Here is a 21512-nt window from a genome sequence, read left to right as displayed (position 1 = left end):
CAAGTAGGTCCGATATTTCCAGAAAAGTCACGCTAACAACGGCTTGATAACTTTTCCGTGAACGTCGGTAAGCCTGTAATGCCGGCCTTGGAACTTATAGGTGAGCTTCTTATGGTCGACCCCCAGCATGTGAAGAATAGTCGCATGGAGATCATGGACGCTTACGGGGTCTTTGGCAATATTGTAGCTGAAATCATCCGTCTCCCCATAGCTCATTCCCGGATTCGATCCGCCACCTGCCATGAACATACTAAAACAACGAGGATGATGATCTCGACCATAGGTTTTGTCAGTCAATTCATCCTGGCAATACACCGTCCGGCCAAACTCCCCTCCCCAAATAACAAGCGTATCCTTGAGTAAGCCTCGCTGTTTAAGATCCTGGATCAAACCGGCAGAGGCCTGATCAGTGGACCCGCACTGGCGTTTCTTTACGTTCGGGAGGTTGTTGTGGGCATCCCACCCTCTATGAAACAGCTGTATAAACCGGACGTCACGCTCCGCTAAGCGACGGGCCAGCAGGCAGTTGTTGGCATACGTTCCCGGTTTCCGCGCATCTTCACCGTAGAGCTCGAAGGTGCTGTCCGGTTCGGATGAAACATCGGTCAGCTCAGGCACCGACGTCTGCATCCGAAACGCCATCTCGTACTGAGAAATTCGTGTCTCAATCTCGGGATCACCATAATCATCGAATTTCATCTGATTCATCGCTGCGATGTGATCCAAAGTCTTCCGGCGAAGTTTCGAGCTCATTCCGTCCGGATTATTCAAGTACAGGACGGGATCTTTCCCTCCTGAAAACTTCACCCCCTGGTGCTTAGAAGGCAAAAACCCCGCACCCCACAACCGGTCGTAAAGAGGTTGTCCCCCTGTACCTGAACCACTGGAGGTCATGGCTACAAATGCTGGCAAATCCTCATTCATGCTACCCAGTCCATAGGATAGCCAAGCACCAATGCTAGGGCGGCCTGCCAGCTGGAAGCCTGATTGGAAAAATGTGATCGCAGGATCGTGGTTAATGGCTTCCGTGTACATCGATTTAATGATGCACATCTCATCCGCTACTTTCGCCATATGGGGCATGAGATCGGTATTCAACCAATTGCCGCTCTGTCCAACCTGTTCGAAATTGTAGATAGACCGTGCCACCGGAAAGGACGTCTGGCCCGCTGTCATACCGGTGAGACGTTGCCCATTGAAGACAGAATCAGGAACCTCCTGACCGTGGACCTCATTCAAATTCGGCTTATAATCGAACATGTCGATCTGCGAAGGGCCACCGGATTGGAAAAGATAAATAATTCGTTTGGCCTTGGGAGCGAAATTGGGAAATCCGGGAAGACCGCCGACGGGGGAATTAGCGGAGAAGAGATTCTCATTCAGCATGGAGGCCAAGGCAACACCCCCCAACCCCTTTGCCGACTTCCCGAAAAACTGGCGACGAGTCATCGTAAGCGGATTATCGGAAAGCCGTGAATAGTTATGACACTCGCCATCAACAAGCGAGCGGCAGGAATGATTATCGTGATTTTCCATTTCGTTCTACTCCTTCGTTATCACTTCGTCCAAATTCAAAAGCACATTGGCAAAGGTAGTTGCAGCAGCAAGCTGCGTGGGGTCCAGCCTTTCGTCGATTTCCGATTCCCCAATTCGTATAAATTTATGGGCCTCACCTAGCTCGCCATTAAACTCGTCGTTATACTCTCGATACGCATCGTAAAGCAGTGTGTGCTCTCGCTCACTCGGGTAACGGCCCGTCACCGAACGAAAGGCAAACTCCACTTGCGATTCAATAGAATCTCCTCCTTCGAGCAAAATTCGCTGCCCAAAGTTTCGAGCCGCTTCGACAAATGCCTTTTCATTCAGCATGGCAAGAGCCTGTAATGGGGTATTCGTTCTCTTGGTCGAAACGATGCAAGACTCACGGTCCGCTGCGTCCAGCACAGCCATGGAAGGGGGAGGAATCGTGCGCTTCCAGATTGTGTACAAACTTCTTCGGTATAAATCCTCACCCGAAGATTGCTTGTATTTCATATTACTCAATAATTCCCAAAACCGGTCTGGCTGGTAGGGACTAACCGAGGGACCCCCTATTTTCTCAACCAACAAGCCGCTCACCGCCAAGGCTTGATCTCGGGTTGCGTGAGAAGAAAGCCGCTCGCGAGGCCCTCTCGCCAAGAGGATATTCGCGGGATCGCGCTCTCGCAAACCGGGACCCATTCTCGACGATTGTCGATAGGTCGCGCTGGTAACGATCAGCTTTTGCATCGCTTTGACGTCCCAATTCAAGCGGACAAACTCGTCCGCAAGCCAATCCAACAATTCAGGATGGCTAGGTCGCTCACCCTGAATACCAAAGTCTTCCGCCGTCTTGACCAAACCTCTCCCAAAATACTTGAGCCAGTATCGATTGGCCGCTACCCGCCCAGTCAGAGGATGTTCGCCGTTCACAAGCCATTGAGCCAGACCCAAGCGATTCGGCAAAAATTTTTGCTCCGAGCCCGAAATCGCCGCGGGAAGTTTCCGTTCTACCTTCTCGCCAAATTGGTTGTAGACCCCACGCTTACGCACAAAGGTCTCTCTTGGCTCCGGCAACTCCTGCATAATCATGGTAGTCGGAAGTGAATCGTAGTAGACCGTTCTATCTGCTCGTGCGTCAATCAGCCTTGAATACAAGACTCTGAAATTCTGCGGCGATTCATTCTCCATATAGTAGGCACGCAGCTTTGCGCTTTCTGAAACAGAACGCTGCGATTGCTTCTTCAAAGCGATCTCTCGAATACCCAAGGATTCCGCCAAAATCGCGATTTCGTCGTTCCACAACTCCCGTGTGTAGATCCTCAATTCATCGATCTGTCCCTGGAAATCGGCCCCAAATACTCCCCCGCCAATACGGAATTGAGCCTTCTTTGCGTACTGCCCGTCGTTACTATTGGAATTATGCAGAATCCGCGTATCCGCCCGTTTGCCATTTACAAATATGTGCATGCCCTGCGCTCGCTTGGTTCCGTCATTAACTAGAGCGACATGCATCCATTCTCCGGGAGGCCATTTTTCCAGAGTTTCGATAGCGCCAACCCCTGCTATCCATCGCGTGATGATATAGAACTGTAAATGTCCGTCCTTAAATTCCGCTGCGATTCCCGGACGCTTTTGGTTGTCGTCTTGCCGCGACAATATTACCCCTTCATCTACCGAATCCGGCTTGACCCAGAAACTCACACTAAATTGATGCTCACTGGCAAACGTTCCTTCGCTCTCAACGGCAAAACTGCTTTCCCCATCGAAAGTCGCCGCTGTACCGGAAATGCCCTTACCGAAACAAGGCTGCCCTTTCATAACGGATACCGATGCTTCGTTTCCATCGAAACTGTAGGCAAACGTGCGTCCTTGCTTCAGTAGCTCGGATTCACGACTCGCCTCGGAACCATTCGCTTCCCAAAGAGCTTGAACCCTGGACCATTCGTTTTCCTGTTTTTCTAAAGCGTCTCGAGCACTCTCGATCGCCGCATCCTTGCGAACCAATTCATCGAGCTGACTCTTGGTTGGAGATAGGATCCAAGGTTCCGAGTTGCCGAACTTTTTTGCCCGGCCCGACTCGGGGATGCTATTGAAATAGGAAATGAGCTGATAGTACTCCTTGGTGCTGATCGGGTCATACTTGTGGTCATGACAACGAGCACAGCCCATCGTCAGCCCCATCCAAACGGTGGAGGCAGTGTCCACCCTATCCACGGCGTTCTCTAAGCGGAACTCCTCGAATACGATTCCAGCTTCAGAATTGTACCTGTGATTTCGATTAAACCCTGTCGCTATGACTTGATCCAGATTCGGGTTAGGCAGCAAGTCTCCCGCTAGTTGCTCTATCGTGAATTCATCGAACGGCTTGTTCTGATTATAGGCATCAATCACCCAGTCCCGCCAGCGCCACATTTCACGCGGGCCATCATTCTGGTAGCCATCGGTATCCGCATACCGGGCGGCGTCCAACCAAGGCAACGCCATTGTCTCTCCATAACGAGGCGAGGCCAATAAACGGTCCACCAATCGTTCGTATGCATCAGGGGAGTCCTCGCCCAAGAACTGGTCCACTTCTTCAGGGGTCGGCGGCAAACCCGTCAAATCGAGACTCAATCGGCGAATCAGGGTCTCCTTTTCCGCTTCGGGAGATGGTTTAATTCCCTCTTCCTCCAGCCGGGCGAGCACAAATCGGTCAATTCCGTTACGGCTCCATTCCGAATCCTCAACCTTCGGAAGCTCCCGCCTCACTACTGGCTCGAACGACCAGTGGTTCTTCCACTCTGCCCCTTCCGCAATCCATTGGCTAATTCGCTCCTTCTCTTCGGGCGAGAGTGACAGATTTGAGTCCCTAGGAGGCATCAAGTCCTCCTCGTCGTCCGCATTGATCCTCCAAACTACCTCACTCTCGCTCGGATTGCCGGGAACAATAGCAAAGTAACCGTCACCCAGATCCGCAGTCGCCCCATCCCTCGTGTCTAGCCTCAAGTCTGCCTCGCGGAACTCTTCATCGGGACCATGACACTTGAAACATTTGTCAGAGAGCACGGGAAGGATGTCTCGATTGAAATCGATCGCTTCTCCCTTCGAAACGAGCGCAAAAGCGCAGGCAGACGCCGCACCTAGAAGGGCGAGCCTTACGCTTTTTACGTTTTGACGAAAGGTCCAGGTTGAGCTCATAAAGCAGAAAATTGTCCAAGGTATTACTAGTTCCCGCAAAGGAACCGGCGGTGGACAGCACATTTGGGGAGTTTGCGGCCACTCGCAAGTGCCCTTTTTGACAAGTTAACATAGTTTCGATAGACAGAACCCTCATAAGTCATTTATCGCTTACTATCCCCGTTTTCGCTTTTTAGATAATATCATGAGATCCGCACTCGCCCTTTTTCTTTTTTCTCAAATCTTCGCAGGCCTGGTCGCCTCCAAGAATAAGCCCAATTTCGTCTTGGTACTCGCGGATGATTTGAGCCACTTCGATGTAGGCTGCTATGGAGGCCAGGCCATCACCCCCCACATGGACGGACTGGCTAAAGAAGGCATGCGGTTCACCAATTGCTTCCAAGCCGCTCCCACTTGCTCACCCACCCGCCATAACTTGTACACTGGACAGTCTCCCGTAAAAACCGGTGCCTACCCGAATCACACCTTCGTCTACCCGGGAACCCAAAGTATCGTCCAATACCTCGAATCGCTCGGCTATCGGGTCGCACTCAGTGGCAAAACGCACATCAAACCGCAGTCAGCCTTTCCTTTCGAGTACTTGAGCCAAGGATCCAATCCGGACTTCGAGGCCGTCGAAGCGTTCATCAAGTCGTGCCAGCAGGAGAATACCCCCTTCTGCCTCTTCCTCACTTCCAACGAACCCCACGCCCCTTGGGACAAAGGCGACCCCAGCCAGTACTCGGCCGAGGATATTCAGCTGCCCTATACCTTTGTCGATACGCCGGAAACGCGAGACGCCTTGGTTCGCTACCTGGCCGAAACGACTTACTTCGATGGACAGGTTGGGCAGGCCCTCGATTTGATTTCCAAGTATGACCTCGTCGACGATACGCTTTTCATCGCCACTACCGAGCAAGGGTCCAGCCTGCCTTTCGCCAAATGGACCCTCTACGACGCCGGGCTGCAAACTGGCTTCATCGCTCGATGGCCCGGAAAAATCGAGCCCGGCTCCGTTTGCGAAGCACTGATAGAATACGCTGATATTGTGCCTACGTTCGTAGAGGCTGGCGGCGGGGTACCCGCACCCGTCCTGGATGGCAAAAGCCTCTTGCCGCTTTTCGCGGGCCAAGCAGTCGCGCACAAGAAATACGTTTTCTCAGAAATGACGACCCGAGGCATCATCAACGCGCCCGACCATTTTGGAATTCGTTCTGTCCGGTCATTAAAATACAAGTACATCTGGAACTTCACTCCCGAAGTGAAATTCGAGAATGTAGTCACCATTCCTGAGGACACCAAATGGGGGGAAGCTCAGGTCTTCAACTCGTGGAAAAGGAAAGCGGAGTATGATCCCGACGCCGCGGAAAAAGTAAGGCGATACCACTTTCGCCCGGAAGAAGAACTCTACTTTATCGAGGAGGACTATCACGAATGGAATAGCCTCGCCTCAAATCCTGAATACGCTGACATCAAGAAAAGACTTCGATCCGAACTCCTCGCCTGGATGGAGGCCAATGGTGACCAAGGTCAGCAAACCGAGCTCGAGGCAGACCTCCGCCATAGTCGAAACTCCCCGAAATAATGACAATTCCCAAAAAGTCCCGGTTTTTTATGGCAGGGCCGCTTATCCTAAGCAGCCACAATACGAGTAAACAAAACTACCGACTAAGGATAGTCAGCCCTACCATAATGAATAATTCACCCCTCCTTACTTATCTTGCCCCGCGACGCTAAATTCCTGTCGCTAGTTTCCATAGACAATCAAGCGACAACGAAACGTTGCTAAAAAACCAATTCCTTCTGAGCCAAATTTCGTACTTTAAATCCAATCACCAATCATGAAGCCTGCATCCCTGACTGCTCTTGCTGCAATTGTGCTAACACTCTCAACCACTCTCCAAGCGGCTGACTACTCTCTCAATCTTCCCGACAACGTCACTCGGCCCTGGGTCGCCCCGGAAATCTGGACCACGCCAATGATGGATTGGCAGCTTTCCGAAGGACGCGTCGAGATCACTCAAGGGGGTCGGGGGCATGACCTTCAACTCCTCACCCACCAAATGAAACCCGGCAACGGCCGCTTTAACATGAAAGTGCGTGCCGGTTCCCTTCGCGACCAATCCAAGGAAGAAGGCCTAGGAGCGGTTGGATTTCGTTTCGCGGTAGTCGGGGCGATGCCAGAAGAATACCGCTCTAATCTGTTTGGCAGTAGCGGCGTCAACGCGGGCGTCACCACGGAAGGAAAACTATTCATTGGAAACAAATTTTCACCCAAGGCTATTGATCCCAAATTACTAGACGATCTCCAGCTCGATATCCAAATCGATTGCGTTGGATCCAATGCCACTGCAACTCTGCTAGCAGCATCTGGAAAGCGTCCGGCCCGGGTTGTTGGCCGCTTTTCCGCTACGATAAAAAGCGACCCACTCATTGGCAATATCGGCTTGTTCGCGGGCCCCATTGACAACAGCGGCCAGTCCAACGCCTCCCGACGTGCCGGTTCAAACGGCGACTACCGCTTCTGGTTCACAGATTGGGAAGTCTCAGGGGACAAAATCACTAGCAGAGAGGAGCAGCGTTTCGGACCGCTCCTATGGTCCCAGTACACCCTCCATGAAAATATCCTAAAAATGACCGCTCACGTCGCTCCCGTAGGCAGTGGCGAAAACAAAACGGTCATTCTATCTCTAAAAAAGGATGGCCAGTGGAAGCCGGTTGGAAGAAGTGCCTACGACCCGCTTTCTCGCACCTCCCATTTTCGTATTGAATCTTGGGATAGCGCAAAAGATACGGACTATCGATTGAGTTTTGAATACGAAACTGCGGACGGTTCGAAAACCGATTATTGGGAGGGCCGTATCCGCAAAAATCCTACCGACCAACCGGAAATCAAACTCGCCGCCCTATCGTGTATGGTCGACTACGCTTTCCCGAATCAGTACATCTACGAGAGCATCAAAGCCCAAAATCCGGATCTCGTCTTTTTCGCAGGAGACCAGATTTACGAAAGTGTCGCCGGCTACAACGTCGTGCGGACTCGCTCCGAAGCAGATGTTCCTCGTGCCTCGCTCAACTACCTGCAGAAATACTGGCTCTTCGGATGGAGCTTTCGCGATGTTCTGAAAGACCGCCCCTCGGTCATCATTCCGGACGACCACGACGTTTATCATGGCAACATTTGGGGCCAAGGGGGCGCTGCAATGCCTAAGGAAGCCAAGTCGACTAGCAGCTTCGGGGGCTACAACATGCACCCGAAATTCGTGAACATGGTTCAACGAACGCAGGTTTCCCACTTGCCAGACCCGTTTAACCCGACTCCTGTCAAACAAGGGATAACCGTTTACTATACGGAACTCAACGTGGGAGGCGTAAGCTTCGCCATACTGGAAGACCGCAAGTTTAAATCGTCTCCTGGCGATGTTCTCGACGAACCGGTCGGCGGCAGCTCCCGCCTCGACCATGTCATGGATCCAGACTACGACACGACTCAGTTGGACAAGCCGGGACTTAGACTTCTTGGAGAACGCCAATTAACGTTCCTCGAGCATTGGGCCAATGACTGGAAAAATGACCAGATGAAGGCGGTGCTGTCCCAATCGCCTTTCGGCTCCGTCGCCACAACACATGGTGGACCCAATAGCCGTCTTGCCGCAGATCTCGACTCCAATGGCTGGCCTCAAAGTGGGCGCAGTCGGGCTCTGGAAATCATTCGCAGAGCCCACGCCATCATGATTCACGGTGACCAGCATGTGGGCACTCTAACTCACCATGGCATTGACGACTGGAACGACTCCGGCTGGTCTTTCGCCCCCCCTGGCATTGCCAATGGATACAAACGGCTTTGGGACCCAATCGAGCCTGGCAAGAATCGCCAGCCAGGATTTCCTGAATACACCGGCGAGTTTCTCGACAGCTTCCGCAACAAAGTCAATGTCTGGGCGGTCAATAATCGTCCTGATACCTACAACCCCGAATTTCAGCCATCTGACAACACCATGATCGAGAGACTTCGGGGAACCGGAAGCGGTTATGGAATCATTCGATTTAAGAAAGACACCCTCGAAACTGTCGTGGAAAACTGGGGACCTGATGAAAACTGGACCCCTCAGAATAATCGAGGACAATATTTCGGTTGGCCGGTTAACATCGGCGTGGAAAAGCAATACGGCCGGAAAGCCGCAGGACACTTGGCCGAATTGAAAGTTCCAGATGCGGCAACCAGCATCCAGGTTATCAACGAATCGACAGGTGAAATTGAATACACCCTACCCGTAAAAGATGAGGAGGCACTCTCCCCAAAGGTCTTCGACAAGTCCGCCACCTACACTATCCTCATCCGAGACATCCAGAGTAAGGAACTGAAAAAACGGGATAATCAGACTCCAAGATAGCGAGAGCATTTGTCTTTTGGGGAGTCGCATAGACTGGTTGCGACTGCCCAACGAGCCGCACTTGTGCGGGAGGGCTGTCGTTCACACCACGCCGCGTCGGTTGTACAGGAAGCGGCCCTCGTGCCGAGCTCTCCCCAAGAAGCAATAGACATTCACCAAGAAACGGACACTGAATATTCTATCTAATCATCTCTTGCCAGAGAACGTCTGCACCCCAGACTTAACCCTAAACCAATTCCGAGTTCTTCTCACTACTCGATTCCCATTTTCACCCTTTATCCTTTAAAATGCCTCACATTAACGCAGGAAAAACGAAGCCGGAATACGACGTCATTGTCGTTGGATCAGGAGCTGCTGGCGGACAGACCGCCTATACACTCGCTATGGATGGCGCTAAAGTCCTCATGCTGGAAGCGGGGCGTAACTACGATCCGGTTAAGGAGACCCCCATGTTCCAGACGCGCCACCAAGCGCCTTTAAGGGACAGCGGCACTCCTGAAAAGCCTTTCGGGTTCTACGATGCTACCATCGATGGTGGATGGAAAGTCCCACACGAACCCTACACCAATGCTTCCGAAAAGTCAGAAGAGCAATTCTGGTGGTGGCGAGCTCGCATGCTCGGGGGACGGACCAATCACTGGGGCCGTATTTCGCTTCGCAACGGAGAATACGATTTCAAGGGCAAGAGCCGCGACGGCGTGGGTATCGACTGGCCCATCGCCTACTCGGATGTGGAACCCTATTACGACAAAGTAGAATCCCTGATCGGCGTCTACGGAAGCAACGAAGGACTAGAAAACACTCCCAACTCGCCTGAGGGCGTTCTCCAACCTCCGCCCAAGGCTCGTGCCAGCGAGATTTACACCCGCAAACATGCCCAGAAACTGGGTATACCCGTCATCCCCATCCACCGTGCGGTTCTCAGCGAGCGACTCAATTCAAAGAAGATCCCAAAGTGGCTGCATCCAAATAATCCCAAAGCCGCCCGGATTCTCGCTCAGGAAATGGAACAGCGCCTTGCTTGCTTCTGGGCAACCCCTTGCGGGCGTGGTTGCTCGATTAAGGCCAATTACCAATCGACTACTGTCCACATACCACCGGCCCTCGCAACAGGGAATCTGGACATCATCACCGACGCTATGGCCCGCGAGGTCGAAATCGACGCTGCTGGAAAGGCGACTGGAGTCAATTTTATCGATAAGACCACGGGGCTCGACTACTCGGTCAAAGGGAAGATCGTAGCTCTGGCTGCCAGTTCGTGCGAATCGGCTCGTATTATGCTTAATTCCAAGAGTGCGCTTTTTCCCAACGGCATCGCTAATTCCTCTGGGAAAGTGGGAAAATATATTATGGATACGGTGGGTGCTGGGCTCGGAGGGCAAATTCCCGCCTGGGAAAATATGCCGCCACACAATGAAGACGGCGCGGGCGGAAGCCATTCCTATGTACCTTGGTGGCTCTACAAAGAACAGTTAGCGGGTAAATTAGACTTCCCAAGAGGTTACCACATCGAAATGGGAGGCAGTCGCGGCACCCCAAGAGTCGGAACGTTTAACGGACTCGAAGATTATACGGAAGGCAGTTACGGGAAGCAATTGAAGGAGGACGCTCGACGCTTTTACGGCAGCTTCATGAGCTACGCCGGCCGCGGGGAAATGGTACCGAACGATGACTGCTATTTGGAAATCGACGATAAAGTAACGGACAAGTGGGGTATTCCAGTTGCTAAGTTTCATTGGAAATGGAGCGATTACGAAATCAGGCAAGCGGCTCACATGCATAAAACCTTTGCCGAGCTAATTACAGAGATGGGTGGGACGATCAGAGACGAAGTTGATACGACCGGGAAGAAAGCGATTCTCCCTGGCGGATTGATCATCCACGAAGTCGGCGGAACGATTATGGGAGACAATCCAAAAACGACCGTATGCAATGAATACAGTCAAACTTGGGACGTCAAAAATCTATTCATCACTGACGGAGGCCCCTTCTGCTCCAACGCCGACAAGAACCCAACCCTAACCATTATGGCCCTCGCCTGGCGATCCGCCGACTACATGATGGATGAAATGAAGAAAGGAAACATTTAATATGGATACCCTAAACGAATCTACTCGTCGTGAGCTAGTCGAATCCAAGCGCATGGATCGCCGATCCGCGATCAAATGGATGCTCACCGCGTCCGCCACCGTTCCATTTCTGAACACGGGGTCCTTCGGACAATCCGGTCCATCCATCTCCACCCCTCAAGGCTATGGTTCCGATCCAAATCTCGTTATACCCGAGAGTCCTCCCTGGGAACGTATTCTAAATGCGGAACAACTAAAGACGGTCACTGCCCTTTCAGACGTCATTCTTCCGAGAACAGGCGACTCCCCCAGTGCCAGCGAACTGAAGGTACCCGACTTTATCGACGAATGGGTAAGCGCCCCCTACCCGGCTCAGGTTAGCGACCGCGAAGTCATTCTCCCTGGACTCAAGTGGATCAACGACGAGTCTCAAAAGCGTTTCAAAAAACCGTTTTACGATCTCTCGGAGGCGCAGCAGACCAAAATATGCGACGACATTTGCTACCTCCCGAAAGCGAAACGTAGATACAAGAATGCGGCTGAGTTCTTCGCCAAATACCGTGACCTAAGCATGGGCGGCTACTACACCACCAACGAAGGCGCTCGAGAAGTCGGCTACGTCGGCAACGTCGCCTTGGCCAAGTTCGACGGTCCACCCCCTGAAGTTTTGAAGTTTCTCCGAGTCGACAAGGCACCTTGGTAGTGGGGAAATAAATTTTAACATCGCTTAGCTTGTTGTTCCTGCGGAACAAATGGGTGTCTCTTCGAGCCCATAGATTTTCAGATTGACGAATGCCGAATTTAGGTAGGGAAGGCTGGCCCAGTCCTCCGATAGCATGTCAACGATCTGGACCATAAACTTTCTTCCCGAGCGGTCGATATCTGAGCTCTCCAACCCAGCCTATGGTCGACAGCGCGACTTCGGCCCTATCGTATTCAGCAACCTCTGCTGCCACCCACGAGAGGCTTTGACCCGCAAAAGAGCTATTGCTCGCGGCTAAAAATTCTCTTGAGGACCCCCAATCTATTCTTTCGAGGTAAACCCTTCCGGTGTCTCACCCACAAAATACACATCCCGATCCGGCCGCGAGCCAGGGGAATGGATGTCCAGCATTTCGAGCGGGGAGTCGCTCGTGACAAACTTGTGCCGCGTTCCTGGTGGCAAACGCAGAAAATCTCCGGGGTTTAACTCGTATTCAGAATCATCTAGTATCGCCTTTCCGGTCCCACTGACAACATAATAGCATTCCTCGGCGATTTTGTGATAGCTCTCACTCGTTTCTTGGCCTGCTTCAACCCTTACACGATAAGCAGTGAACTGCCCCTCCTGACCCGGAGCGATCAAGGATTCGATTTCATAGGGGCCTAATCTCTTCCTCTCGTGCGACGATGAATTACGTTGATACAGAATTTTCACATTTATGGACTTATATTTTTCATTCAAGAGACACAAGGCTCAGGATCACTTATCTTGCGTTCCATCCTCCAAGCGACTCATCGCATAAAGAGACCCGATCAGTAGCGAATCGAAGCGAAAGTCACCTTCTAAGGTATTCACATTCTTCGATCAATCTGTCCGAAAAATCTCCTATTCCTGGAAACGAGCTTTAGCAGGAGCCCTGACGACCGTGGGGCTAAGCTTTCTGATCATCTATACGCTAACCCCTTCTGCCGAGTATCTTCCGGAGGGAGAAGAAGCTAAGATTTTCTCGCGGCTTATAATGCCTCCCGGATATAATATTGAGACGATGGACGAAATTGCCCGAGAGGTGAATGATTATTTCGTCCCTTACATGAACCGGCTCAATCCTGACAGCGAAGTCCACCTCAAAAGAGACGTTCCCCCGATTGCCCGAATGCTGATGATTTTGAGGACTGGGATGATACAAATCGTAGCTGAATGCGAAGATCCTACACGCATCGATGAACTCAGCGATGTGTTTTCCAACTACTTTGAGAAATTTCCGGGCATAAGAAATTTCAATAGTCGAGGATCGATCATTTCCAGCAACGACGGAGGTTCTCGTAGCGTAAATCTCGATATAAGTGGAGCGGATCTTTCCATAATTTACACTGTCGCCGACAAGGCCTATCGAAGAGCATTCGAGGTACTCGATTCACCTCAGGTAAACTCCGAACCTTCCGCATTGAGCCTGCAACAACCCATGGTGGAAATTCGCCCCAATTGGGATCGAGCCGCCGAACTGGGATTCACGAACCAGTCGTTTGGCTTCGCCTTGTCTGCTCTCACCGACGGTGCTTATGTGGACGAGTTTCTCCTAGATGGGCAACGTATAGATGTATTTCTCTACAGTCGTGACGGAGAGATAGGAAGCCTAGATGAATTGGCAAATCTACCCTTGTACGCACCCGCAGGAGGCATCGTCTCAGTCGATGCGGTTGCGGACCTTGTGGAAAAAGTGGATACTTCGTCTATTCGTCGCCTGAACGGAGAACGGACGGTTACCTTGAATATCATCCCTCCTCGGTCAATCGCTCTGGAGGATGCTGTCGAGATCGTTCGAAACGAAATCGTCAACCATTTACGGGACCAAGGTGAAATCGATTCAAACGTCATAGTCGATGTTACGGGTGCGGGCGATCAACTTCAAAAAACCCGCGAGGCCTTGATTGGCAACTTTCTAATCGCGGTCGTTCTCTCCTATCTCCTGCTCGCAGCAGTCTTTTCCCACTGGGGATTTCCATTCATCATCCTGGCGACTGTGCCTATTGGGATCGCCGGAGGGATCGCCGGGCTGTGGCTTTTAAACGCTTCCGGATTTATATTCAGCTTCTTTGGACTTAAACCCATTCAGCAGCCTTTCGACATGATAACGATGCTTGGATTTCTTATACTACTTGGGACCGTAGTTAACAATCCAATACTCATCGTCAGCAAAACGATCGACAGCCTCAGGGCAGGTATAAGCATCTCCGAATCCATTCACGCTGCCACTCTATCAAGAATCCGTCCAATTTTGATGTCCACGACAACAACCGTATTCGGGATCGCCCCATTAGTCGTCTTCCCTGGAGCGGGAACGGAACTTTACCGCGGGGTCGGTGCAATTGTCCTTTTCGGCCTAATGTTTTCAACCTTCGTCACATTAATCTTTCTTCCTTCCTTTCTCACCCTGTCACTCATGACCATCGAGAAGCTATTTCCTCAGAAGGAGCCTATGTCGGCTAAAATACTGGCAATGTGAATGTTCCCGTTTGTCTGAGAAAAGGAATTGCTGAGATCTATATTTTGATCAGTCTTTAATCCATGTCCAAGAATCACACCCCAAATTTGCTCAACCGTCGCGAGACGATAAAGCAGCTCGCCGTTGGAGCAGGAACCCTTGCCCTTCCCCAGTTTCTTCAAGCCAAAGGTACTCTCGCATCCAATGGGCTCACCCTAGCAGTCCAACAGTATTCCTTCAATCGGCAACTTAGAGACGGGACCTTTGACATCCTAGATTTTCCAAAAACCGTCGTCGAAGGCACTGGAATCACCGCTTTGGAGTACTTCAATGGGCATATTCTAGACAAAGTGAGAGACACGCGTTTCTTCCGAGAATTGAAACAACGAAGCAACGATGTCGGAGCCACTTGCACAATGATGCTTTGCCGGTCGGATGTTGCTCTCGATTCTCCGGACTCATCAACGCGTTACAATGCTGTAGAGGGCTATATTCCTTGGATGGAGGCGGTTCGCTTGCTCGGCGGAAATGCGATACGCGTCGACTGCCGGTCCGACGGAGACTTCGAGGAACAAAAGAAGTATGCGATAGATGGTCTACGACAGCTTTGCGATGTCGCCACCCCTTTTGGGATGAATATCCTAGTCGAAAATCACGGTGGATTCTCCAGCAACGGAAAGTGGCTCGCCGATGTCATGAGTAAGGTCGAGAAGCGAAACTGCGGCACCTTGCCCGACTTTCAGAATTTTCATGGGTACGATCCCTATAGGGGAGTTGAAGAACTCATGCCCTATGCCAAAATCGTCTGTGCAAAGTCCAAGGAATTCGACAGCGAAGGTAACGAAACCAATATCGACTACAGGCGGATGATGAAGATTGTCCTGGACTCAGGATTCAAGGGCTCCATTGGGATCGAATTCGAAGGTCATGGCGTAGACCCCGTTAAAGGTATCCTAGCGACTAAGCGACTGATCGAACACGTTGTTGGCGAACTGGCTTAAGGTTCAGGCAGCACGCGATCTTGGTTCGGCAGAGCTCACCACCCAGAGCCTGCCGCTGGGCCGAGCGCCCATTTACCAATATCAGATTAATCAGTTGTGAACCGTCTGTCGATATGGGTGTAGCCCCCATCCACATACAAAATCTGCCCAGTCGTGTGCGAGGACTTAGGCGACGCTACAAAAACCACAGTGTCTCCGATTTCCTCGATCGTCGTCATCCGCTTCTCTAACGGGATCGAATCGCAGATCGCCTTCAAATCGCCTTTCGGATCCGACTGCTGCGCGATCCACCGCTCGTAAAGCGGGGTCATCACCTCAGCGGGAATGACGCAATTGACGCGGATGCCGTCGCCCGCCAAATCCAGAGCCCACTCCCGAGTAAGCGCATTCAGGCCTCCCTTGGACGCCGCGTATCCCGAGGTTCCTCCTTGCCCGGTTTCCGCAACCTTGGAACCAATGTTTACAATATTGCCTCGGCTCGCCTTCAAAGCGTCCAAACAATGGTGCACCAAGGCGTAGCACTGCGTTAGGTTCTTTTCCAGCGAACCGCGAAACGCCTCTACACTGGCCATCAAATCCACTCCGTCATTCACGCCGGCGTTGTTAACCAGCACATCGATACGTCCAAATTCCTCCAGCGTCTGGGAGACGGCCGCGAACACCTCCGACTCTCTGGTCAATTCTGCCAACCGGAAAGCCGCTTGTGCCCCTTCCGATCGCAGAGCCTCGCAAAAGGTCTCCCCCTCTTCCCGATTGCGACCGAATACCACAACGATGGCTCCCTCCGCCGCGAACGAACGGGATATCCCTTCGCCAATTCCTTTATTGCCTCCCGTGACGATCACAACCTTGCCCTTCAGCTCTGTATCCATGCCTTTCCTTGATGGCGTCCAATCAAAAATCAGCAACCTCATACCGCTCAAATTAACTGAAACAGTCGAGCGACGTGCTCAAACGGTAAACTCTCTTGGTTCGGCTTCCAACACGACCCCTCCCCAACAAAAACCCTACAGGTGTGTGATTTTGGGGTTTATCATTTGCATTCGGGTAACGAGCCGTCCTAACTTCCTTCCCAACACTGCCATCTCTATCCCTTCATGACCGCACCCACCACTAATCAACTCCACCAGGTGACCTGCCTCTTCATCGGGCTCATCTCTCTTGTTTCCCTATCCGCTGTAGAGCTTCCTGAAGGCTACGCCCTCCAATACGAACAATCCTTCAACTCCAAAAATTCGTATGACGACTTCATGATGACGGACTCGTCTGCTTGGGTACTAAAAAAGAAAAAGGGTAAACAGTTTCTGGCCCTCGAAGGTAAGAGCAAGTACGAGCCCCCACACCGTTCGCCCCTGAATATCGCCCTAATTAAAGGGAAGACTTTTGGAAGCTTTGTTCTCGAAGTGGCTATCCTTCAAAGTGGCGTCAAAGGCACTCCAATTGCCCAGTTCATGAAGGAAAATCCAGACCCCACCAAAGCGGGAGGGTACGCTCATAGAGACCATTGCTTTTTCTTCGGTTTCCAAGATCCCGCTCACTACATATATATCCACGTAGCGAAGACAGGTGACAACAACGCTCACAATGTTTTCGTCGTTAACGAGTCGCCCCGAACTCCCATCACAGACTTCCGGACCGTGGGAGTAGACTGGGGAGTCAATGTTTGGCGTAAGATTCGCATAGTCCGCGATGTGGCGAAGAGCACTGTCGCTCTATACTTCGATGATATGCTCACTCCCATAATGATTGCTGACGACGTGCCATTCGAGCAGGGATTCATCGGATTTGGCTCTTTCGACGACATCGGTTGGGTCGATAGTATCAAGATCTGGGCGCCAGAATCTAAAACCAATACTCAGACCTTTTTTGAATAGTCTCTCCCGCCCTATAAGGCTATCCGATATGAAATTCGCTATTTGTAACGAAACTTACCAAGGCTGGAGCCTGAGCGACACGTGTGCCAGCGCTTTCGATACAGGGTATCAAGGGCTCGAGATTGCTCCGTTTACGCTGAATGAGGACCCACGTGACCTGACGATACTTGAAGCAAAGTCCATGGGTAACATCGTTCGAGAGCATGGCCTCGAAGTCGTCGGACTCCACTGGCTCCTCGTCAAACCGGAAGGAATGCATTTGACGACCCCTGATTCAGCGGTTCGCCAAAAGACTCTCGACTTCGGAAAGCACCTAGCCGACCTCTGTGCTGCGATGGGCGGTAAAGTGATGGTTTGGGGGAGTCCCAAGCAACGAAATCTGAATACAAATGATTCCTACGATGATGCGGCCAACCGAGCCGCTGATCTACTTCGCTCGCTTGGCGAACATTGTGCGACGCTCGCCGTATCCATCGCCATGGAACCGCTTGGACAGAACGAGACGAATTTCCTAACTTCCGCGGCAGAGACGATTAAGTTGATAGACAAGATCAACCACCCAAACATCCGCCTGCATCTCGATGTTAAGGCCATGTCCGCTGAGCCTGGATCGATTCCCGAAATCATCGATTCGAGCCGCGACTACACAATTCACTTCCACGCCAACGATCCGAATCTCCTGGGTCCCGGTATGGGCGACCTAGAATTTCAACCCATCGCAGACGCCCTCGACAACGCCGGCTACGACCGGTGGGTTTCCGTCGAAGTCTTTGACTACTCCCCTGGCGCCGAGAATATTGCCAAGGAAAGTCTACAAAACCTCAAAAAAGCATTCAAAAGCACCCCCTCCCTATGAGCACAGAAGAATCAAATCGCGAAGCCGCCTTAATCGCCGAAGCAGAAGCCTCCCCCCTAATCAAAAGGCTGGGAATTTTCACCAAACTATCCGGTCCGGGTTGGCTCCAAGGCGCCATCACCCTCGGCGGCGGCTCGCTCGCCGGAGCCCTCTACCTGGGTGTGATCGCAGGCTTCGGGCTCCTCTGGCTGCAACCTCTCGCGATGATCTGCGGAATCATAATGCTCTCGGCCATCGCCTACGTCACCCTCTCGACCGAGAAAGCGCCCTTTGGGCTCGTCAACACTCACCTTTCCCCCGCTCTGGGCTGGGCCTGGATGATCGCCACCATAATGGCCAATATCGTCTGGTGCATGCCCCAGTTCAACCTCGGCCGCGCCGCCATCCAGCAAAACCTGCTGCCCTTCGTGGGCGACAGCAACACCTCGACCGCTATCATATGCCTAATTCTCCTAACGATCGGATTCGCCATCAACGTCCTCTACGAATCCGAAGGCAAGGGGGCCAGGACCTTCGACCGAATTATCAAGGTCATGGTCGGCATGATCGTTATCTCCTTCATTCTAGTCGTCATCACACTAGCGACAACGGGAGGCATTCAATGGGGCTCTCTTTTCGGCGGCTTAATCCCTAATCCCAAACTACTCATCTCTCCCGCGGCAGGTTACGCCGATCTCATTGCCGCATCCAGCCACCCCGACTGGTGGACCGCCAAAATCATTACTGACCAAAGGGACATCATCATCGCCGCCTTTGGTACTGCCGTAGGAATCAACATGACCTGGCTGCTCCCTTACTCATTGCTCAAAAAGAGCTGGGGGAAGACCCATCGCTCCTTCTCGATATTCGACCTGTCCATTGGCCTTTTCATTCCTTTCTTTCTAGCGACCAGCTGCGTCGTCATCGCCGCTGCCTCCCAGTTCCACACAAAAATCGGCGACGTCGACCCCAACTCTCCCGTCGCAGCCGGAACGCTCGCCCAACTCCAGGAAGCCCATCCCGGAACGACCAACGCCGCCGACCTTGAGCTGGCACTCAGCTTGGTCAAACGAGACAATTTCCAGTTGGCCACCACTCTCGAGCCGCTCGCAGGCAAGGTCGTCTCCCAAACCATTTTCGGACTCGGCGTCCTCGGAATGGCTGTATCTACGATCATCATTCTCATGCTGATCAACGGGCTCGCCTTTCAGGAGCTACTCGGGAAACGCGGCGATAAGAATGCACACTACATTGGGTGTGCCGTTTCCGGTATTGCCGGATTCGCTGGTCCCTTTGTATGGACCGGTGCGGCCGCGGCTGCCTTGGCTATTCCAACCTCTGTAATCGGCGGCTCCCTAATCCCAATCGCCTATTTTACTTTCTTCCTGATGATGAATTCCAAGAAGGTGCTCGGTGAGAACCGACCGGAAGGTACCACCCGCATTATCTGGAACGTTCTCATGGGATTTGCCACCGGCGTCGCCACTATCGGCTCAGTCTGGGTCCTCTACGGGAAGTCTCACATGAGAGACTGGCACGGGATGATACCTGCGGCAGGTCTCGTCCTCCTCGCAATTCTGTTCATCATAGGAATTTACTCGTTTCTCAAAAACGAACGCGAATCATGAAATTCGGTATCATTGGATCTGGAATGATCGCGAAGTTTCACGCCAAGGCGATCGAGGCCATGGCGGGCTCCGAACTGCATTCCGTCTATAGTCGCAATCCGAAGAGCTCAAAAGCGATCGCTGACGAGTTCGGCTGTGCCGCCAGCAACGATTTGGATGCGTTTCTAGCCGACCCGGAACTGGAGATCGTCACGATAGCCACGCCGTCTGGGGCGCATCTAGAACCGGCGATAGCGGTAGCGAGGGCGGGCAAACATGTTATTTGTGAAAAGCCATTGGAAATCACAACGGATCGCGTCGACGAGATGGCCGCTGCCGGAAAGGAGAATGGCGTTACTATATCCGGCATTTTCAATAGGCGTTTTAATCCCGGGCTTGTCGCACTGAAAAAGGCCGTCGACAAAGGCCGATTCGGCCAGATTTCTCTAGCTGATGCCTATATCAAATGGTATCGAGATCAGGACTACTATGATTCCGGCCAATGGCGCGGCACCTGGGCACTAGATGGTGGCGGAGCGCTCATGAACCAGTCAATTCACGCAATCGACCAACTACTCTACGTTGCAGGGCCGGTTAAATCCGTCACTGCATCCACAGCGACGTTAGCTCACGAACGGATCGAAGTCGAAGACACTGCAGTTGCCATGCTCGAATTCGAAAGCGGCGCTCGCGGAGTCATCCAAGGCTCGACTGCCTGCTGGTCGAAAGACGGGCATTCCGCTGAGGTGCAGATTTGCGGGAGCGAAGGATCTGCTTTCCTCGCCGACGACAAATTTCGAGTTTGGGAATTCAAAGAAGAAACGTCTGAGGACGATCGCATTCGCTCTGAGCTCATGGTGAAAACGGGAACCAAAGGAATTGGAGCGAACGATCCGAGTGCCATCGATTTCTCGGGTCACCAGCTCAATTTTGAAGATGTAGTGAAAGCCATTCAGGAGAACCGTTCTCCAATCGTAGACGCGACAGAAGCACGCAAGGCCGTTGCGCTCATCAATGCAATCTACGAAAGCGCGAAAAACGACTCCAAAAAAGTCCTTCTTTCAGCCCCTTCAATCCCCGGCTAGAGTATCGTCTTCCGAAACAATCAGGTTTCGGATATTCGGCAAAGCCAGGCTTCTTCGTCCGTTTCCAAGCTTAGCGAGAAAGGGGTCCTTCGAAGGATCTCCCGCAGCAGGTTCGTCTTCCTCATCAACCTCTTCCTCATCCTCATCATCAAGGAAAACATATTCATCTGCTTCATCGAAGAGTTTGGAAATCCGTCGTGCTTCTGGCTCGAGAACCAATGACGGATTGGGAAGGCGGCCCTTCTTAACAAACACAAACAGGCAAGGGTAGTAATCTTTTAGGTACCGATCTTGAAACTCGTCAATCCACTTGCTTGAAACCTCGCTCCTATTACTAAGTAAAACAACATCGGAAAAATGGATACAACAATCATACCATTGAAGCAGCTTTCGTTCCTGCTGTATCCGATTGCAATCGGCTATGGTTATTATCCGACCCAATTCGTAATCCGATCCTTGTAGCCAGTTGAAAAAAGCTTCTACAAAATCCGCTGGATCCGAGATCCCATCTGCGACAACAAAAACCGTTTCACTTGAAGCTTCCACAATAACGCCTTCGTCAGCACCCTTCCACAAATACCGCTTCTGTTCGCAGAGGGCGTGACGAATAGGGAGCACTGACTCCCGGTGAGCCGCATCATCTTCCGAAATGAAAACCTGAGATCCGTTAGAAGAATCCAGTCCAAAATCTACAAGATCTGAAACAACCGAGGAGCGGCCACCGCCACGAGAACCCAAAATAAGGTAGACAAACCGTTCCGACATATACCCGAAATACTGACGCT

15 protein-coding genes are annotated in these 21512 nt (G+C 51.9%); 10 read left to right on the top strand and 5 right to left on the bottom strand.

Features of this window, described 5'->3' with window-relative positions:
* Positions 1-27: 27 nt before the first annotated feature.
* Both GA004_RS03625 and GA004_RS03620 read right to left on the bottom strand, forming a co-directional pair.
* Positions 28-1449: a DUF1501 domain-containing protein gene (locus GA004_RS03625; protein ID WP_343218838.1), complete on the bottom strand. Its 1422-nt coding sequence runs from the start codon at positions 1447-1449 to the stop codon at positions 28-30.
* Positions 1450-1542: 93 nt separating this feature from the next.
* Positions 1543-4698 (bottom strand): DUF1553 domain-containing protein, encoded by a 3156-nt coding sequence (locus tag GA004_RS03620; protein WP_283395933.1) that lies wholly within the window; start codon positions 4696-4698, stop codon positions 1543-1545.
* 184 nt (positions 4699-4882) lie between these two features.
* On the opposite strand from GA004_RS03620, the gene GA004_RS03615 reads away from it, so the two are divergent.
* From GA004_RS03615 to GA004_RS03600, 4 genes are all read left to right on the top strand, one after another.
* Positions 4883-6262 (top strand): sulfatase family protein, encoded by a 1380-nt coding sequence (locus GA004_RS03615; RefSeq protein WP_283395932.1) that lies wholly within the window; start codon positions 4883-4885, stop codon positions 6260-6262.
* 256 nt (positions 6263-6518) lie between these two features.
* Positions 6519-9071 (top strand): alkaline phosphatase D family protein, encoded by a 2553-nt coding sequence (locus tag GA004_RS03610; RefSeq protein WP_283395931.1) that lies wholly within the window; start codon positions 6519-6521, stop codon positions 9069-9071.
* A gap of 287 nt (positions 9072-9358) precedes the next feature.
* Complete coding sequence (locus GA004_RS03605; protein ID WP_283395930.1) at positions 9359-11161, top strand: GMC family oxidoreductase; 1803 nt, start codon at positions 9359-9361, stop codon at positions 11159-11161.
* A 1-nt stretch (position 11162) separates the two neighbouring features.
* Entirely contained in the window at positions 11163-11843 is a 681-nt protein-coding gene (locus GA004_RS03600; protein ID WP_283395929.1) for a gluconate 2-dehydrogenase subunit 3 family protein, read from the top strand.
* A 321-nt stretch (positions 11844-12164) separates the two neighbouring features.
* On the opposite strand, the gene GA004_RS03595 is transcribed toward GA004_RS03600, so the two are convergent.
* Complete coding sequence (locus GA004_RS03595) at positions 12165-12557, bottom strand: cupin domain-containing protein (protein WP_283395928.1); 393 nt, start codon at positions 12555-12557, stop codon at positions 12165-12167.
* 97 nt (positions 12558-12654) lie between these two features.
* Here GA004_RS03595 and GA004_RS03590 point away from each other — a divergent pair, with 97 nt between their 5' ends.
* Entirely contained in the window at positions 12655-14346 is a 1692-nt protein-coding gene (locus GA004_RS03590) for an efflux RND transporter permease subunit (protein WP_283396962.1), read from the top strand.
* A gap of 62 nt (positions 14347-14408) precedes the next feature.
* A complete protein-coding gene (locus GA004_RS03585; protein ID WP_283395927.1) occupies positions 14409-15326 on the top strand; it encodes a sugar phosphate isomerase/epimerase family protein in 918 nt (305 codons plus the stop codon).
* Between the two features lie 86 nt (positions 15327-15412).
* Here the strand turns inward: GA004_RS03585 and GA004_RS03580 are convergent, their stop codons facing one another.
* The gene (locus GA004_RS03580) at positions 15413-16198 is read right to left on the bottom strand and encodes an SDR family oxidoreductase (RefSeq protein WP_425492924.1); all 786 of its coding nucleotides are present in this window, start codon (positions 16196-16198) and stop codon (positions 15413-15415) included.
* A 225-nt stretch (positions 16199-16423) separates the two neighbouring features.
* Between GA004_RS03580 and GA004_RS03575 the strand changes: the two genes are divergently transcribed.
* From GA004_RS03575 to GA004_RS03560, 4 genes are read left to right on the top strand one after another with little or no spacing between them, the layout of a single operon-like run.
* Positions 16424-17200 carry a hypothetical protein gene (locus tag GA004_RS03575; protein WP_283395925.1) on the top strand — a complete coding sequence of 259 codons (777 nt, stop codon included), beginning with the start codon at positions 16424-16426 and terminating at the stop codon, positions 17198-17200.
* Positions 17201-17228: 28 nt separating this feature from the next.
* The gene (locus tag GA004_RS03570; protein WP_283395924.1) at positions 17229-18056 is read left to right on the top strand and encodes a sugar phosphate isomerase/epimerase family protein; all 828 of its coding nucleotides are present in this window, start codon (positions 17229-17231) and stop codon (positions 18054-18056) included.
* Positions 18053-19663: a divalent metal cation transporter gene (locus tag GA004_RS03565; protein WP_283395923.1), complete on the top strand. Its 1611-nt coding sequence runs from the start codon at positions 18053-18055 to the stop codon at positions 19661-19663. The genes GA004_RS03570 and GA004_RS03565 overlap by 4 nt, the downstream gene beginning before the upstream one ends.
* The gene (locus GA004_RS03560) at positions 19660-20727 is read left to right on the top strand and encodes a Gfo/Idh/MocA family protein (protein WP_283395922.1); all 1068 of its coding nucleotides are present in this window, start codon (positions 19660-19662) and stop codon (positions 20725-20727) included. Before GA004_RS03565 ends, GA004_RS03560 begins: the two co-directional genes overlap by 4 nt.
* On the opposite strand, the gene GA004_RS03555 is transcribed toward GA004_RS03560, so the two are convergent.
* Positions 20713-21492, bottom strand: coding sequence for a P-loop NTPase family protein (locus tag GA004_RS03555; protein ID WP_283395921.1), 780 nt, complete (start codon positions 21490-21492; stop codon positions 20713-20715). The genes GA004_RS03560 and GA004_RS03555 overlap by 15 nt on opposite strands.
* Between the last annotated feature and the right edge of the window lie 20 nt (positions 21493-21512).

Origin of the sequence: Candidatus Pelagisphaera phototrophica, assembly GCF_014529625.1 — a bacterium.
GTDB lineage: Bacteria > Verrucomicrobiota > Verrucomicrobiia > Opitutales > Opitutaceae > Pelagisphaera > Pelagisphaera phototrophica.
Note: the sequence above shows the minus strand (reverse complement) of the source record. Positions and strands in the feature narration are given on the sequence as shown.

Coding starts and splice junctions, on each gene's coding strand:
- GA004_RS03625 (WP_343218838.1), bottom strand. CDS start 1,449: ATGACTCGTCGCCAGTTTTTCGGGAAGTCGGCAAAGGGGTTGGGGGGT.
- GA004_RS03620 (WP_283395933.1), bottom strand. CDS start 4,698: ATGAGCTCAACCTGGACCTTTCGTCAAAACGTAAAAAGCGTAAGGCTC.
- GA004_RS03615 (WP_283395932.1), top strand. CDS start 4,883: ATGAGATCCGCACTCGCCCTTTTTCTTTTTTCTCAAATCTTCGCAGGC.
- GA004_RS03610 (WP_283395931.1), top strand. CDS start 6,519: ATGAAGCCTGCATCCCTGACTGCTCTTGCTGCAATTGTGCTAACACTC.
- GA004_RS03605 (WP_283395930.1), top strand. CDS start 9,359: ATGCCTCACATTAACGCAGGAAAAACGAAGCCGGAATACGACGTCATT.
- GA004_RS03600 (WP_283395929.1), top strand. CDS start 11,163: ATGGATACCCTAAACGAATCTACTCGTCGTGAGCTAGTCGAATCCAAG.
- GA004_RS03585 (WP_283395927.1), top strand. CDS start 14,409: ATGTCCAAGAATCACACCCCAAATTTGCTCAACCGTCGCGAGACGATA.
- GA004_RS03580 (WP_425492924.1), bottom strand. CDS start 16,198: ATGGATACAGAGCTGAAGGGCAAGGTTGTGATCGTCACGGGAGGCAAT.
- GA004_RS03575 (WP_283395925.1), top strand. CDS start 16,424: ATGACCGCACCCACCACTAATCAACTCCACCAGGTGACCTGCCTCTTC.
- GA004_RS03570 (WP_283395924.1), top strand. CDS start 17,229: ATGAAATTCGCTATTTGTAACGAAACTTACCAAGGCTGGAGCCTGAGC.
- GA004_RS03565 (WP_283395923.1), top strand. CDS start 18,053: ATGAGCACAGAAGAATCAAATCGCGAAGCCGCCTTAATCGCCGAAGCA.
- GA004_RS03560 (WP_283395922.1), top strand. CDS start 19,660: ATGAAATTCGGTATCATTGGATCTGGAATGATCGCGAAGTTTCACGCC.
- GA004_RS03555 (WP_283395921.1), bottom strand. CDS start 21,492: ATGTCGGAACGGTTTGTCTACCTTATTTTGGGTTCTCGTGGCGGTGGC.